We start from the raw sequence: 13,991 nt of genomic DNA, 5'->3' as shown, positions 1-13,991 counted from the left end.
TTCCCTTGAGAACCGTGGAAGACCACCACGTTGATAGGCCGGATGTGGAAGTGCAGTAATGCATGTAGCTTACCGGTACTAATCGTTCGATTGGCTTGATTGCTCTCATTTTCAGTGTCCATAGGGTCGTGAAGACCCAGACCAGAATGAATGAGAGGCGCTAGTCGCCAAACAAAGATCGCTTGCTTCGTTTTCTTGTCCTTCGCCGGCCTGGTGGTTTTAGCGAAGAGCCTCAACCCGATCCCATCCCGAACTCGGCCGTTAAACTCTTCAGCGCCAATGGTACTATGGCTTAAGCCCTGGGAGAGTAGGTCGCTGCCAGGCCTGCAAAGGACAAGAAATCTTCCTCTTTCGATGTAAGAATTCAGAACGCCGCTTCGGGAAACCGAGGCGGCGTTTTTCTTTGTGCGTGTAGCGCACAGAAACATGGAGTCTGATCGTTAGATGCGCGCTGCGTCGCCTTGGGGCGAGCACGGCGGGTTGCCGGCTCAGCTCTGATTTGCCGTTTGGCTAAATCCGCTATCGGGATCCCGCGATACTCCCAGGGCGTGCCTAAGGACGAACTTGAGGCAGCGATGAGCAAATTGTTGTGCAGCGGCCGCCGATTTTCGACCGAAGTGCAGAAATGGAGATCAGTTGGTTGACTGCCAAGGAAGTCAGTTGGACGACTGATACGGTTTTCGCAGAAATGGACTCAGTTGGCCGACTGATCAGGAAATAGCAGAAAGCTTATCAGTTCCGAATGCGGCTCAAAGAGCCAATGCACGCCTAGCGAGCGAAGTGTGCGCTCTCGTTCTCATGGACCTGACCTGTACACTGAGAATCCGAAGACGCGATTTCCGCTTCCAATTCATACCTAAATGGCTTTGGAAGAGCCTCGCCGCAGAAGCTCAGTCGGTCCAATGATGGATCGGATCGAGAGTTTAAGTGTTTCAATCGGTTAGAAGGCGGCGTGTGCACGACGTGTGCACCGGAAGATCAAGAAAAATCTCACCACGGCCAACGTAAGCTGGCTTGTTGCGCATGCGCATGATTTGAATATGCGAGGCCAGGAGGCGGGCGAGTGCTTACGTGCAGTCTCGGCTGTTCGAGGCGGGATAGTCGAAAGTCGTGGGTTTGACTCCCACTCTCTCCGCCATTTGCACGATTTCTACGCCAAACTACGATTCGTGCGCTTGGGTCCGCTTCGCGAGCGACTCGTCCCCTCCGCTAGCCGCCCTAGCCACGGCCCGTCTCTGTAGGGTCGCGATCGGCGCCGTTGGCACCAGTCCCCACGGAGCTTCGCTTCATAGCCTCAGCTCAATGCGTGACCGGCTAGCCCGTACACCCACGGCTCATTTTCCTTTCGGTTCAGGAATCGCCGGCCCTTAGACATCGTTGTGACGGTGTCGGTCATCCCGAGGCGGCTCTGTTGAAGGAAGTCGGCAAACAGGCCCGTCTGCTCCCGCGTATCGACGCGGACGAATTGTCCCGCGAGATCCTTAAGATGCACGGCGGTGAGTTGGATCGCGTCAAAATCATTGCTGGCGACGATCGGGCCGATCACATGACCGCGCCCGAATTCGCGCTTCATGGAAAAACCGACGGCCTCTCCGCCCCGGCGCAGGACGGAGATTGAAGCACCTTCAGAAAGCAATGCGAGCAGCTTCTGCCGATTAGTTCCGAACGCGCGTTCATCCAGTGCCGCGATTTCTCCGATGTCCGCCGTGGACAGCGAGCTCAATTCACCGGCCAGAGCCGGCACCGGCGGAGGGGGTGAGACGAGTTCTCCTTGCCACAGATATACGGTGGCTTCCTTCGTGAACCCCAGCGACAGATACAGATGATAGGCGGCATGGGTTGAGTTGAGGGTCAAATTCCTGTCGCCACACCGCTCGAAAACCTGCTCCATGAGCCAGCGGCCAGTACCTTGTGCCTGGGTTCGGGGCGATGTGATCACCAGGCCAATCGTCGCGAATTCCTGGCTATAAGGGAACCACATCGCGCTGCCGAAAACGCGGTCTATGCCATCAACGGCGACGATGCCGTGGCCGGCGCGGCGCAGGAAATTCCAGTCCTTGGGGCGATGCGGCCAACCGACACCGATCGAAAGCGCGTGGAGCAGTTTCACATCAACGTCATTGATGTCCTTGGCCACCAGTTCAAAGGACTTCACGCGTACCGTTCGTCCCATTCAGCTCATCCATTCCTTCGCGGGCTCAAAGGCCGCGGCCTATCCCCCGCCGACCTTCAGCTGCGTGCCGCACAAGCCCTCTTTTGCAGCAGCATAGCGCGGAAGGCCAGCAGGTTTCTCCTGTTTGGCGGGCGGTATTCGGAATGTTTCGCCGCCAGTGCAACTCGATTCAGCAGGGAAAGCTACTGGTTGCGGCCTATCGATATCCGGCAACAGCAGGCAGGGTGACCCCAGTGAACGTTGAAGGCTTCGCTGGAGGGCTCGCCGCCCTTCCAGCCCTCGGTGGCCGGCCAGTCCGGTCTCAACGCGCCGCATCCCGGGCGAGGACCTGAGAGGACCACGTCGATGGCGTTCCTTTTCAATTCCGATGCTGCTCGGGCGGCTATATTCCGGCAGGTCTTTGCGCGCGAGCTCCCTGATCTCGAATTCTATCATTCCAGCGAATGCTTCGAGCCGGAAAAGGTGCGGTACCTGATAACCTGGAACGCGCCCGACGATCTCTCGCGCCTTCGAAATCTGGAAATGCTCTTTTCCACCGGTGCGGGGGTCGATCAATTCAAGCCGGAGACCCTACCTGGCCACGTCAAGCTCGTGCGCATGGTCGAGGATGGCATCATACGCATGATGCAGGAGTACGTCGTCCTGGGCGTGTTGACCCTCCATCGCGAGATGCTGGCCTATCGGGAGCAGCAGGGAAGAGGCCTATGGCAGGCACTTGCAACGCCCCAGGCGGCCGATCGGCGCGTCGGCTTTCTGGGCCTCGGCATGTTGGCGCAAGCTGCGATTGATCGCCTCAAGCCGTTTGGATTTCCGCTTGCCGCGTGGAGCCGCAGCAACAAGACGATCGAGGGCGTCACCTGCTTCCACGGCGATGATCAGCTTGGCAGCTTCCTGAAAGGAACGGACATTCTCGTCTGTCTTCTGCCCCTGACCGAGCAAACAAGCGGCATCCTGAACGTACAGCTGTTCTCTCTCCTGCCGGCGGGAGCAAGGCTGCTGCATGTCGGCCGCGGTCCGCAGCTTGACCAGGACGCACTCATCGAAGCGCTCGATAGCGGGCGCCTCGCCGCAGCGATGCTCGACGTGACCGATCCCGAGCCGCTGCCGGGAGCCCATGCGCTCTGGTCGCATCCGAAGGTGATCATCACGCCGCATATCGCGTCCGTGACGCAACCGCATACGGCCGCGCAATCCGTCATAGAGAACATCCGGCGCCACCGCGCCGGACGAAATCCGATCGGCCTCGTCGATCGAACGCTCGGCTATTAACAGGAAAGATGCCATGTCACTTCTGATTGCCATCGACACCAATCCGGATTTTGTACCGAAGAAGGCCGTGCCGGATCCGGAACGGCTCATTTCGGGCAATCCGTCCTTCAAGACCTGGGCGCAAGACGTCTCGAAGGGTGAGAAAGTGCTGACGGGCGTCTGGGAGGCGACCCCCGGCGAGACCCATTCGATCAAGGGCACCACCTTTGAGTTCTGCCATATCATCTCGGGTCTTATCGAAATTGAGGAAAAGGGTGGCGACACGAAGACTTTCCGCGCCGGCGACAGCTTTGTGATGAAGCCGGGCTTTGTCGGTGTCTGGCGCACGATCGAGACCGTGCGGAAGATCTATGTCTGTCACTATGACTGAGCACGATGCCTGACGGCGGCCTCACTGAAGGACGGCCAGAACAATCGACTTTCGAATGCCCATCCGACCGGATTCAACGCCGTCAGACGCTTCCTTCTCGATGGAAAATGCGGCGCGCGATCCTGTATCGCTCAGATGAGACGTCTTTTGTCTCGCCAATCGCATATCCGGCAGTGATGGCGGTTTGACCCCAAGGGTAAGGGAACAAATACATGATTGCATTGAAAGACAAGGATCTGTTTCGCCAGCAGGCACTGATCGGCGGCCACTGGCGCGACGCGAGTGCGAAGGCAACGGTTGATGTCATCGATCCTGCCAGCCAGCAAGTTCTTGGCACCATCCCGGACATGGGGTGCGAGGAGACCAGGGCTGCCATCAACGCTGCGGCCGACGCGTTCAAGCATTGGAAGACCACGGCTCATGCGGAGCGTGCCGTTCTGCTGGAGCGCTGGTATGACCTCATGCGGCGCCACGAGCAGGACCTCGCGCTGTTGCTGACGTTGGAGCAGGGCAAGCCACTGGCGGAATCGCTCGGCGAAATCCGCTATGGGGCCTCTTTCGTTAAATGGTTTGCGGAAGAGGCGCGCCGGATCAACGGATCGACGATCCCGTCACCCACGGTCGATCGCCGCATTCTGGTTTTGAAAGAGCCGGTCGGCGTCTGCGGGATCATTACGCCCTGGAATTTCCCCAACGCGATGATTACACGCAAAGTGGCACCCGCGCTGGCCGCGGGCTGCACCGTCGTCATCAAGCCCTCTGAATTCACGCCGTTTTCGGCCCTCGCGATCGGTGTGCTGGCGGAGCGGGCAGGAATTCCACCTGGCGTGATCAACATCGTGACGGGCATGCCGGCCGACATTGGCAAGGAGCTGATGGCCAATGAGACCGTCCGCAAGATCTCGTTCACGGGGTCGACCCGCGTCGGCGCGCTGCTGATGAAAGGCGCCGCCGACAACATCAAACGGCTCAGCCTCGAGCTCGGCGGCAATGCGCCGTTCATCGTCTTCGACGATGCCGATATCGACCGCGCCGTCGAGGGCGCAATTGCGTCGAAGTTCCGCAATGGGGGCCAGACCTGCGTCTGCTGCAATCGCATTCTCGTCCAATCAGGCGTCTACGATGCGTTCGCAGAGAAGCTCGCCGGCATGGTCGCGAAAATGAAGGTCGGTGCCGGTACCGAAGATGGGGTCGCAATCGGGCCGATGATCAATGGCGCAGCGATCGAGAAGATCAGGCGGCACGTCGTGGACGCGCTGGATAAAGGCGCAAAGATCATCGCGGAGAGTGAGGCGGTGCCGGAGGGCCGGCAATTTGCTCGGCCTCTCGTGCTCGGTGGCGCGACGACCGAGATGCTCCTGGCTTCGGAGGAGACCTTCGGGCCGGTCGCGCCGCTTTTCCGGTTCGAGACGGAGGACGAGGTGATAGCGATCGCAAACGGTACGCCCTTCGGTCTTGCGGCGTATTTCTACACTGAAAACCTGAAGCGTTCCTGGCGTGTTGCCGAAGCACTGGAGTTCGGCATGGTCGGCCTGAACACCGGCCTGATCTCGACGGAGGTCGCGCCTTTCGGCGGTGTCAAACAGTCGGGCCTGGGACGCGAGGGATCTCAGCTCGGGATAGAAGAATATCTCGAGAGCAAGGCCCTTCATGTCGGCGGCCTGGATTGAGCGTCCAGCGGATCTGAAACAAGAAAAGGGGGCGGTTGAACCGCCCCCTTTTCTTTGACCAGCGCAGATCTCTATTGCTGAAGTGCCGCGAGCGATCCCGAAAGAACTGCGCTCAGGCGCTTTTACGAAGAGGCTCCAGGCCGACTGCGGCAGCCAAGCCGCCGATGCCAGAGACCTCGGTGTATTCATAGAAGGGGTTCGCCGGCTCGTGACCGCGGTTCACCCATACCTTGCTCTTGATACCCAGATCGTAGGCGGTCATCAGATCGTAGCGGAACGAGGAGGAGACGTGGGTGATATCTTCCGGGCCGCAGCCCAGCTTGTCGAGCATGTATTCGAAGCCTTTCATGTGCGGCTTGTAGGCGCCAGTCTCCTCGGCCGTGATGACCATGTGGAAGGGAGCGCCGAGCTTCTCCACGTTGGACATGATGAGGTTCTTCATGGAGTTCGACAGGATGACCAGCGGGATCTCTTTGGCAACCTTGGCCAGACCAGCCGGGACGTCGGCATGTGGACCCCACGTGTGGATCTCTTCATTGATGCGCTGGGCATCCTCCGGCCGAAATACGATACCGTTGCGCTTGCAAGCGCGCTCTACTGAATTATGCACGACCTCGAAGTACGGCTTCCACGCGCCAAGAACTTCGTCCAGGCGATAGGCGGCGAAATCCTTGATGAAACTAGCCATCGTCGTGGCAGAAAGTTGAGAGCCGTAGACTCTCCTTGCCGCGCCGGCCATGTCGAAATTGGTCAGCGTGCCGTAACAGTCGAAGGTGATGTATTTCGGTCTAAACGTTGCCATGGCTCGATCCTTTTCGGTCCTCACGCACCGCGCTCCGGTACGACAGGATCATAGCGGGCAGACGACCGGATAAAGCACCGCTGTCGCGGTGACCGGGAGCAGATTGTGTCGTATCGGATCGGAGCTGTGGCAGAGAGTTGTGCGAAATAGGCGCATCCGACGTGAGCGCCAATGCCTGGCGCGGGCCGATGCCGGCATAAGATGCGGCGCCGATCGTTAATGACAGTCAAAATGCCCTTCGTCCGTGTTCAGCCTGGGAGCAACTGCTGTCTTGGTTATCCTACGTTGAGTGCGAAAACATCGGGATGGCCGCACAAACATTGTGGCTGACTGGAGGACGACATGTTGAGCAACTCGCTGATTGAACTCGATCGCGCGCATCTGATTCACCCGGTCTCATCCTATCGCAGCCACGAGGCGTCGGGTGTGCGCGTGCTGAAATCAGCGAAGGGCGCGACCCTGACCGACGCCTCGGGGCGTCAATTGCTCGACGGGTTCGCGGGTCTGTGGTGTGTCAATGCCGGCTACGGGCAGGACAGCATCGTCGAGGCGGCCATGAGGCAGTTGCGTGAACTTCCCTATGCGACGGGCTATTTCGGTTTGGGCTCGGACCCGGCGATCCGGCTGGCGGCCAGGTTGGCTGAATTGGCGCCTGGCGATCTGAACCACGTCTATTTCACCTTGGGCGGCTCCGATGCCGTCGACAGTACGATCCGATTCATTCGCTACTACTATCATGCCAAGGGGACGCCACAGAAGGATCAGTTCATTTCCGTCGAGTCTGGTTACCATGGATCGTCGACGGCAGGGGCCGGCTTGACCGCGCTGCCGTCCTTTCATGCGGGTTTCGGAGTGCCATACAACTGGCAGCACAAAATTCCGTCGCACTACGCCTATCGCAATCCCGTCGGTTCCCATCCCCAGGCTATCATTGCGGCATCGGTCGCCGCTCTGCGGGCCAAGATCGCCGAGCTCGGCGTCGATCGCGTTGCCGCCTTCTATGTCGAGCCGATACAGGGATCAGGGGGCGTCCTCGTTCCGCCGCCGTCCTGGCTGAAGGCCATGCATGCGGTCTGCAAGGAGCACGATATTCTGTTCGTTGCCGATGAGGTCATCACCGGCTTTGGCCGTGTCGGTCCGCTCTTCGCCTGTGAAGAGGATGACGTCGTGCCGGATCTCATGACCACGGCAAAGGGGCTGACCTCGGGCTACGTGCCGATGGGGGCCGTTCTCATGTCCGACGCCGTCTACAACACGATTGCTGATGGCGCCGGCAAGGCGGCCGTCGGCCACGGCTACACCTATTCCGCTCATCCCGTCAGCGCAGCCGTTGGGCTCGCGTGCCTTGATCTCTATGAAAACGGCTTGTTGGAAAACGGCCGGAAGGCCGGGCACCGGCTGATCGAAGGTCTTCGCGCGCTTGCCGATCATCCGCTTGTCGGCGATGTCCGCGGTCGCGGCATGCTGGCTGCAGTCGAGCTCGTGACTGACAAGGAGCTCAAGACGCCTCTGCCGGCGGAAGCCGACGCGGCGCGCCGCATCTTCGACCGCGCGTGGGACAATGGTGTCGTGATCCGCGCCTTCGCGCAAGGCGTGCTGGGCTACGCGCCGCCGCTGTGCTGCACCGATGACGACATCGACGGCATTATTGAGCGGACAAAGACTACGCTCGACCAGACGCTCGAAGACAAGGACGTCCGCGCGGCGATGAAGGGATGATCACCGCGCTGCCGGTCGGAGAATGTTCTTAGCTATCGAAGATGCTTTCGAGCGGCAGATGGGATTTCACGATCGGGGACTTCAGCACGACGAAACTGAAGTACTTGTCGATGCCGATATCCATCTCGACCAGGCGTTCCATGACCGCCTGGTATTCGCTGATCCCCGCGGTGATGAACTTGACGAGATAGTCGTACCCGCCCGAAACCAGATGGCATTCGACGACCGAATCGATCTTTTCGATCGTCGTGAGAAAGCGAGCGAAATCGATCTGCCGATGATTCTTCAGGGTGATTTCAGCGAAGACCGTCAGAGTTTGTCCGAGCTTGGCAACATCGATCTGGGCGGAATAGCCGGTGATGAAGCCCTCCGTCTGGAGCCTCTTGACGCGCATCAGGCACGGGCTCGGCGAAAGATTTATCAGCTCTGCGAGCTCGACGTTGGAAATGCGCCCGTTCTTCTGCAGTTCGCATAAAATCCTGATGTCGATCTTATCGAGCTTCATAGCAATGCCATCAGATGGGGCCGACAACGGCGTCAGGGCTTTGAGTCTTCAGCGTCATATGCATTGTCATAGCATCAACCAGCAGCTTTTCCCAACGAGGCGGAAACTGCAATTCAGAACTCGCTGACTTTGCCCCAGGCGCTCATTTTCAGCCGTTCCGGCCTGTAGGGGCGCGGGTCGACGATCGGTGCTCGACCGGTGATGATGTCGGCGATCATGTGCCCGGTGCAGGGCCCAATCCCGAAGCCGTGCCCACTGAACCCCGCCGCAAGGATGAAGCCTGGAATGGATTCAACTTCGCCGATTGCCGGAATGCCGTCCGGTGTGCTGTCGATGTAGCCGGCCCAGACGTTTGAGATGGCGAGGTGCCGCAGCTCGGGGACCAGCTTGCACGCGCGTCGATGCGTCAGCCGAATCTGCCTCATGTCGGGGCGCGGATTGAGCGTTCGGTTCAGCTCCATCGGGGTCACCTCGTCAAGCCTCCATTTCGCCAGGGATTCGTGGCCTTGCCGCATGCCCTCGAACGCCCCAGGGCTGAGGCTTCGCCAGCGGCGGCCAAACATGGGGAGGAATTCGCGGCCGAACCTGACCTGCTGCGGCGTCGGATCTAGTCGCGCGCGCCCGCTGATGGCCAGCGTGTATCCGCCATTGCCGCGTCGCGTGGCCGACACCAGCCCTGCGTAAAGGGCATCAGGCAGGCCGGCCGCGCCCGGGGCCAGGGCGAGAATTGAAGAGCGCACGGATGCCTGCGGGAAGCGAATTCCGAGCTGGTTGCAGAACGAAGATGCCCATGCGCCTCCTGCCATGACCACCGTCTTCGTCCGGATCGTGCCCGCCTCGGTCACCACGCCGTTGACCCGGCCGGCACTGAGCTCGATGCCGCGCGCGGCGCAGAGCTGGTGCACCGTGCCGCCCGCCGCCATGATCGCACGCGCGGCGATGGGGACGGCCTTTGAAGTGTCCGCCGTCCCGTCTGTCGGCGAGAAGACGCCGCCCTTCCACTTGCGACCCGTCGCCTTGCCCCGACCGCTCGCCTCTTCCGAGCTCAACAGATGCGTCGTGACGCCAACGGTCCTGGCGAAGTCTCGCCACTTGGCCCAGCCTGCCAGCTCATTCTCGTCGTTCGACAAATACAATAGGCCGCAGCGGCGAAAGCCCGTGTCTTCACCCGTTTCCTGGGCAACTCGTTCCCAGAGATCGAGGCTCTTGGTCGCAAGAGGCAGCTCGCGTGCGTCGCGGTTCTGTTGCCGGCACCATCCCCAGTTGCGGCTGGACTGCTCGGCGGCGACGCGGCCCTTCTCGAGCAAGGCAACCTTGAGGCCGCGACGCGCGAGATAGTAGCTTGTGAACACACCCACGACGCCGCCGCCGATGACGACGACGTCCGCCTCACGAGGCAGGGATGGACTGGATTCGATATGCAGGAGCGGCGCGCTCATCCGACAGGGATCTCCGGTGGTTGCCTAGCGTAACCGGGGAATTGCGGCAGGCCCCGCGGACTTTGGCCATGAGACCGAATATCCTGCGGTTTACTGCCTTTGACACGGGCTATTATTGCGAAAATACTTTGCTTGGGTCGCAGCTTGCAGGCGGCGAGACTGATGCACGTGCTCCTGCGATCCGTCGCGCGCCTTCCTGGCAGGGGGCACGGCGGGCGGCGCAGATTGAAATGCCAAATCGGACTTCCTTTTCAGAAGTTCGTGCTGCCCGGATGCCGGCTTTCGGCGACTCCGCGGTGATTGAAATCATCAAGATCGGCACAACGGATCGAAGGATCGAAGTCCATAGAGGCAACCCGCATGAGCCTTGTCGAGGAGCAGATCTTGGCGGAAGCGATCAAGCTATGAGGTCGGCGCCAGCCATGCTTCGCTTCGATCGAACTGACCCGTTCGGTCGGCGCCGCGCTCCGATGAAGGGTTCTTGCCTCTTGCGCGAGGAGGCCTGAATCATGTCGCAGCCTCCAATGGAGGAATGGCACGTTGAGCGTCAAATCGTCGACCTGTCGAAGAAGCGTGGCAAGGCAAAGAACCGAAGGCGCGGCTCGCAGCAGGATGGCCGAACGAAGCTAGAAAGGGAGGATGTTCCGATGGCCTCTGGCGAGCCGGCTGCAGCCCCCGCCGATGTCGCGCTCTCGGTGCGGGAGCTGAGCGTAAGTCTGCCTCAAGGAATGGAGCGGGCCTACGCCATCGAAAACGTCTCCTTTGATCTGAAGCGCGGACAAATTCTCTGCATCATCGGGGAATCCGGATCGGGCAAGTCGGTCACCGCCAATGCGATCATGGGGCTTCTGCCGAAGGTGATCAGAGTCACCTCGGGGGCGATCAACCTGAATGGGACGAACATCGTAGGCCTCGCGCGAGAAAAGCTCCGCAGTCTGCGCGGCCGAGTCGTCTCGATGATCTTTCAAGATCCTCTCTCGGCGCTCAACCCGCTGATGACCGTGGGCGCGCAGATCGAGGAGGTGATGGTCGCGCACGACGTTGGTACGCCGGCCTCGCGTCGCAGCCGGGCCATAGACTTGTTGATTGAAGTGGGTCTGCCTGATCCGCAGCTCATGTATCACCAGTATCCCTTCCGGCTTTCGGGCGGGCAGCGGCAGCGGGTGATGATCGCCATGGCTCTGGCCCTCGAACCTGCGATCCTGATCGCGGACGAGCCGACCACCGCACTCGACGTGACGACCCAGGCGCAGATCCTGCAACTGATCCGCGACATTCAGCGCCGCAAGGGAATGAGCGTCATGTTCATCACCCATGATTTCGGCGTCGTCGCGGAGATTGCCGACCACGTTGTGGTGATGGAGAAGGGCCATTGCGTGGAGCAGGGCAGTGCCGCGCAGGTGCTGAAGTCGCCCGGTCATCTCTATACGCGCCGCCTGATCGCAGCCGTGCCCCACCTGACCGGCAAGGACCGCATTCCCTCGGAAGCCGGGGAGCGAGCGTCGATCCTGAAGGTCGAATGCCTGGCAAAGACTTATCGCAGCGGCAGCGCGCTTTTCCGTACGCAGCGTATCGTGCCTGCGGTCAATGGGGTCAGCTTCGACCTCACGTCGGGTCGCACGCTCGGTGTCGTCGGGGAAAGCGGTTCGGGCAAGTCGTCGCTGGGTCGGCTGCTGATCAAGCTCATGGAGTGCGACGGCGGCTCGATTCTGTTCGAAGGCCGCGACATCGCAGGGCTTTCCGAAGCCGAGTTTCGGCCGCTACGGCCGAAGATCCAGATGATCTTTCAGGATCCTTTCGCATCGCTCAATCCGCGATCGACGGTCGGGCAAATTCTCACAGTCGGCCCGGTCGCGCATGGCATGCCTTATGACGAAGCTTGCGAGCGCGCGCGGGAGCTTCTGTCCCATGTCGGCCTGGATGCAGGCGCCTTTGAGCGCTATCCGCACGAGTTCTCCGGCGGGCAGCGCCAGCGCGTCGGCATCGCGCGGGCGCTGATGTTCAAGCCAAAATTGCTGATTGCCGACGAAGCGGTCTCAGCGCTCGACGTATCGATCCAGGCCCAGATCTTGAAGCTGCTCGACCAGATCCAGCGGGAGACCGGCGTCTCGATGATCTTCATCACGCATGATCTGCGCGTCGCAAGCCAGATTTGCGATGAAATCGCCGTCATGCATCGAGGACAAATCGTGGAACGCGGACCGCCGTCCCAGATATTCCTCGATCCGAAATCCACCTACACGCGAGAACTGGTGGCAGCAATCCCGGGCGAGCAACCCCTGAGCATGCCCGAACATGCAGAGTACGGCGGACACCACAAGGGAGGAGAGACGTTATGAGAAAGGGTTCTGCAACGACATCGAGCTACTCGCGGCGTGATGCTCTGCGAATGGTGGCGATCGGCGGAGCTGCCGGCCTGATCGCGCCCAACCTATTGGGCAAGCCGGCCCACGCGCGCACCTCTCCGACAAAGCCAACCGGCCGCGTGATCGTCGGGCTTGGACAAGAGCCCACCGTCTTCAATCCGCTGATGGTACACATTGAAGTCGATGATGGCGTGCACTTCTCGGTCTTCGACGCGCTGTTCCGCATCGATCCTCAAGGCGTTATTCAGCCCAACCTGGCCGTGGAAGTGCCGAACCAGAAGAATGGCGGTATTTCGGAAGACGGTCTCAAATGGCGTATTCGTTTGCGTGACGATGTCCGCTGGCACGACGGCAAACCGTTCAGCGCCGAGGACGTGAAGTTCACACTCGAGCTGATTACGAATCCGAACTTCCGGAGTTGGCGCACGGCCGGCCATGCCCTCGTGCGCGACATCACGGTGGTCTCGCCGACGGAGATCTCGTGGCGAATGGAGGAGGCCTTTGCGCCCTATCTGTCGTTCCTGACCGAAACCTTCATCGTCCCCAAGCACATCCTCGAGAAAGAGGCCAATCCCAACAACGCCGCCTTCAACCAGGCGCCGGTTGGTACCGGCGCCTTCAAGTGGGGCAAGAGGGTTGCTGGTGATCATCTCGAACTCGTTGCGAACACCGAGTACTACGGTGATGGCCCTCACATCGAGAGGCTGGTCTTCAAATACATTCCCGATCTCACGGTCCTCTACACCCAGTTCAAGAGCGGTGACATTGATCTCGTAGGCCAGCCTTACATCACGCCCGATCATTACGGGGAAGCCAAGACGCTGCCAAACCGTGTGGTGAGGCTCGTCCCAAGGACCTCGTTCGAATCCTTCTACCTGAACCTTGAGCGCCCGCAGTTCAAGGAGCTTGCCGTTCGTGAGGCGCTCTACGCGGCGATCGACAAGGAGGCGATCATTCAGGGGCTCTATTACGGGGTGCCTACCCCGACAGAGACGTTCATGCCGCGGCAGTCCTTCTTCTTCCACGCCAATCTGCCCCTGCACCAATTTGATGTAAAGCGCGCGGGCAAGATCCTCGACCAGGCCGGCTGGGCAAAGGGCGCGGACGGCATTCGCGCCAAGAATGGCGTTCGCCTGTCCTTTACCAATTCGACCACGTCGGGCGATCCCCTTCGTGAACAGGTGCAGCAGTTCCTGCAGCAGACCTTTGCTCAGCTCGGCGTTGAGATGAAGATATCGAACCTGCCCGCGGCCGTGATGTGGGGCGATTTCTGGGTGCAATCGCAGTTCGATTCCGTGATCGTCGGCAGCTCGTATCTGATTGGCGCCGATCCGGACGTCACCAATCGCCTCCACTCGCGCTCGATCGCAGCGAAGGGCGGCCGCGGCTCGAACAATGCCCAATACGCAAATCCAGAGGTCGATGCCCTCCTTGACAAAGGCGCACGCACCTTCGATCCCGAAGCGCGGCGCGCGATCTACTCTCGCGTACAGGAACTCGTGCGCCGCGATCTGCCTTTCCTACCGCTGTATCAGAGCAACTCGGTCCAAGGTCTCAAGAAGGGGATCAATGGATTCGTGCCGAATGGCAACACGCGCACGGAGTCCTGGAACGCGCTCGCCTGGTATTGGGCGAGCTGATGTCTCGCCGGACGGACCGCGTCGGACGGTGTTGTCAC

At 60.3% G+C, this 13,991-nt stretch carries 10 protein-coding genes and 2 rRNA genes; 8 read left to right on the top strand and 4 right to left on the bottom strand.

What is annotated here, in order from left to right:
• Positions 1-103 (top strand): 23S ribosomal RNA (locus tag GA0061098_RS39510); the annotation flags it as partial.
• Positions 104-209: 106 nt separating this feature from the next.
• Positions 210-324: ribosomal RNA gene (gene rrf, locus GA0061098_RS39505) — 5S ribosomal RNA — on the top strand.
• Between the two features lie 970 nt (positions 325-1,294).
• Here rrf and GA0061098_RS39500 read toward each other — a convergent pair.
• Positions 1,295-2,173, bottom strand: coding sequence for a GNAT family N-acetyltransferase (locus tag GA0061098_RS39500; protein WP_091966946.1), 879 nt, complete (start codon positions 2,171-2,173; stop codon positions 1,295-1,297).
• Between the two features lie 345 nt (positions 2,174-2,518).
• Between GA0061098_RS39500 and GA0061098_RS39495 the strand changes: the two genes are divergently transcribed.
• The 3 genes from GA0061098_RS39495 to GA0061098_RS39485 all read left to right on the top strand — a co-directional run bounded on the left by GA0061098_RS39495 (position 2,519) and on the right by GA0061098_RS39485 (position 5,482).
• Positions 2,519-3,442, top strand: a complete 924-nt coding sequence (locus tag GA0061098_RS39495; protein WP_091966945.1) for a 2-hydroxyacid dehydrogenase — start codon at positions 2,519-2,521, stop codon at positions 3,440-3,442.
• A 13-nt stretch (positions 3,443-3,455) separates the two neighbouring features.
• Positions 3,456-3,812 (top strand): cupin domain-containing protein, encoded by a 357-nt coding sequence (locus tag GA0061098_RS39490; protein WP_091966942.1) that lies wholly within the window; start codon positions 3,456-3,458, stop codon positions 3,810-3,812.
• Between the two features lie 212 nt (positions 3,813-4,024).
• Positions 4,025-5,482, top strand: coding sequence for an NAD-dependent succinate-semialdehyde dehydrogenase (locus tag GA0061098_RS39485; RefSeq protein ID WP_165637906.1), 1,458 nt, complete (start codon positions 4,025-4,027; stop codon positions 5,480-5,482).
• 112 nt (positions 5,483-5,594) lie between these two features.
• Here the strand turns inward: GA0061098_RS39485 and GA0061098_RS39480 are convergent, their stop codons facing one another.
• Complete coding sequence (locus tag GA0061098_RS39480) at positions 5,595-6,284, bottom strand: haloacid dehalogenase type II (protein ID WP_091966940.1); 690 nt, start codon at positions 6,282-6,284, stop codon at positions 5,595-5,597.
• Between the two features lie 342 nt (positions 6,285-6,626).
• On the opposite strand from GA0061098_RS39480, the gene GA0061098_RS39475 reads away from it, so the two are divergent.
• Complete coding sequence (locus GA0061098_RS39475; protein WP_091966938.1) at positions 6,627-8,003, top strand: aspartate aminotransferase family protein; 1,377 nt, start codon at positions 6,627-6,629, stop codon at positions 8,001-8,003.
• 28 nt (positions 8,004-8,031) lie between these two features.
• On the opposite strand, the gene GA0061098_RS39470 is transcribed toward GA0061098_RS39475, so the two are convergent.
• A complete protein-coding gene (locus GA0061098_RS39470; protein ID WP_018321783.1) occupies positions 8,032-8,508 on the bottom strand; it encodes an Lrp/AsnC family transcriptional regulator in 477 nt (158 codons plus the stop codon).
• Between the two features lie 113 nt (positions 8,509-8,621).
• Positions 8,622-9,947 (bottom strand): NAD(P)/FAD-dependent oxidoreductase, encoded by a 1,326-nt coding sequence (locus tag GA0061098_RS39465; protein WP_091966936.1) that lies wholly within the window; start codon positions 9,945-9,947, stop codon positions 8,622-8,624.
• Positions 9,948-10,594: 647 nt separating this feature from the next.
• On the opposite strand from GA0061098_RS39465, the gene GA0061098_RS39460 reads away from it, so the two are divergent.
• Both GA0061098_RS39460 and GA0061098_RS39455 read left to right on the top strand, forming a co-directional pair.
• A complete protein-coding gene (locus tag GA0061098_RS39460) occupies positions 10,595-12,286 on the top strand; it encodes an ABC transporter ATP-binding protein (protein WP_091966951.1) in 1,692 nt (563 codons plus the stop codon).
• Positions 12,283-13,953 carry a peptide ABC transporter substrate-binding protein gene (locus tag GA0061098_RS39455; RefSeq protein ID WP_091966934.1) on the top strand — a complete coding sequence of 557 codons (1,671 nt, stop codon included), beginning with the start codon at positions 12,283-12,285 and terminating at the stop codon, positions 13,951-13,953. Before GA0061098_RS39460 ends, GA0061098_RS39455 begins: the two co-directional genes overlap by 4 nt.
• The last annotated feature ends 38 nt before the right edge of the window (positions 13,954-13,991 follow it).

The organism is Bradyrhizobium shewense (assembly GCF_900094605.1).
In the GTDB taxonomy this organism is placed as follows: domain Bacteria; phylum Pseudomonadota; class Alphaproteobacteria; order Rhizobiales; family Xanthobacteraceae; genus Bradyrhizobium; species Bradyrhizobium shewense.
The sequence above is the reverse complement of the archived record's forward strand: the minus strand, read 5'-3'. Positions and strand labels throughout refer to the sequence as shown.

What these genes read in the sequence shown, in the direction of transcription:
- GA0061098_RS39500 (WP_091966946.1), bottom strand. Translation starts at nt 2,173, where the DNA reads ATGGGACGAACGGTACGCGTGAAGTCCTTTGAACTGGTGGCCAAGGAC.
- GA0061098_RS39475 (WP_091966938.1), top strand. Translation starts at nt 6,627, where the DNA reads ATGTTGAGCAACTCGCTGATTGAACTCGATCGCGCGCATCTGATTCAC.
- GA0061098_RS39465 (WP_091966936.1), bottom strand. Translation starts at nt 9,947, where the DNA reads ATGAGCGCGCCGCTCCTGCATATCGAATCCAGTCCATCCCTGCCTCGT.
- GA0061098_RS39460 (WP_091966951.1), top strand. Translation starts at nt 10,595, where the DNA reads ATGGCCTCTGGCGAGCCGGCTGCAGCCCCCGCCGATGTCGCGCTCTCG.
- GA0061098_RS39455 (WP_091966934.1), top strand. Translation starts at nt 12,283, where the DNA reads ATGAGAAAGGGTTCTGCAACGACATCGAGCTACTCGCGGCGTGATGCT.
- GA0061098_RS39495 (WP_091966945.1), top strand. Translation starts at nt 2,519, where the DNA reads ATGGCGTTCCTTTTCAATTCCGATGCTGCTCGGGCGGCTATATTCCGG.
- GA0061098_RS39480 (WP_091966940.1), bottom strand. Translation starts at nt 6,284, where the DNA reads ATGGCAACGTTTAGACCGAAATACATCACCTTCGACTGTTACGGCACG.
- GA0061098_RS39490 (WP_091966942.1), top strand. Translation starts at nt 3,456, where the DNA reads ATGTCACTTCTGATTGCCATCGACACCAATCCGGATTTTGTACCGAAG.
- GA0061098_RS39485 (WP_165637906.1), top strand. Translation starts at nt 4,025, where the DNA reads ATGATTGCATTGAAAGACAAGGATCTGTTTCGCCAGCAGGCACTGATC.
- GA0061098_RS39470 (WP_018321783.1), bottom strand. Translation starts at nt 8,508, where the DNA reads ATGAAGCTCGATAAGATCGACATCAGGATTTTATGCGAACTGCAGAAG.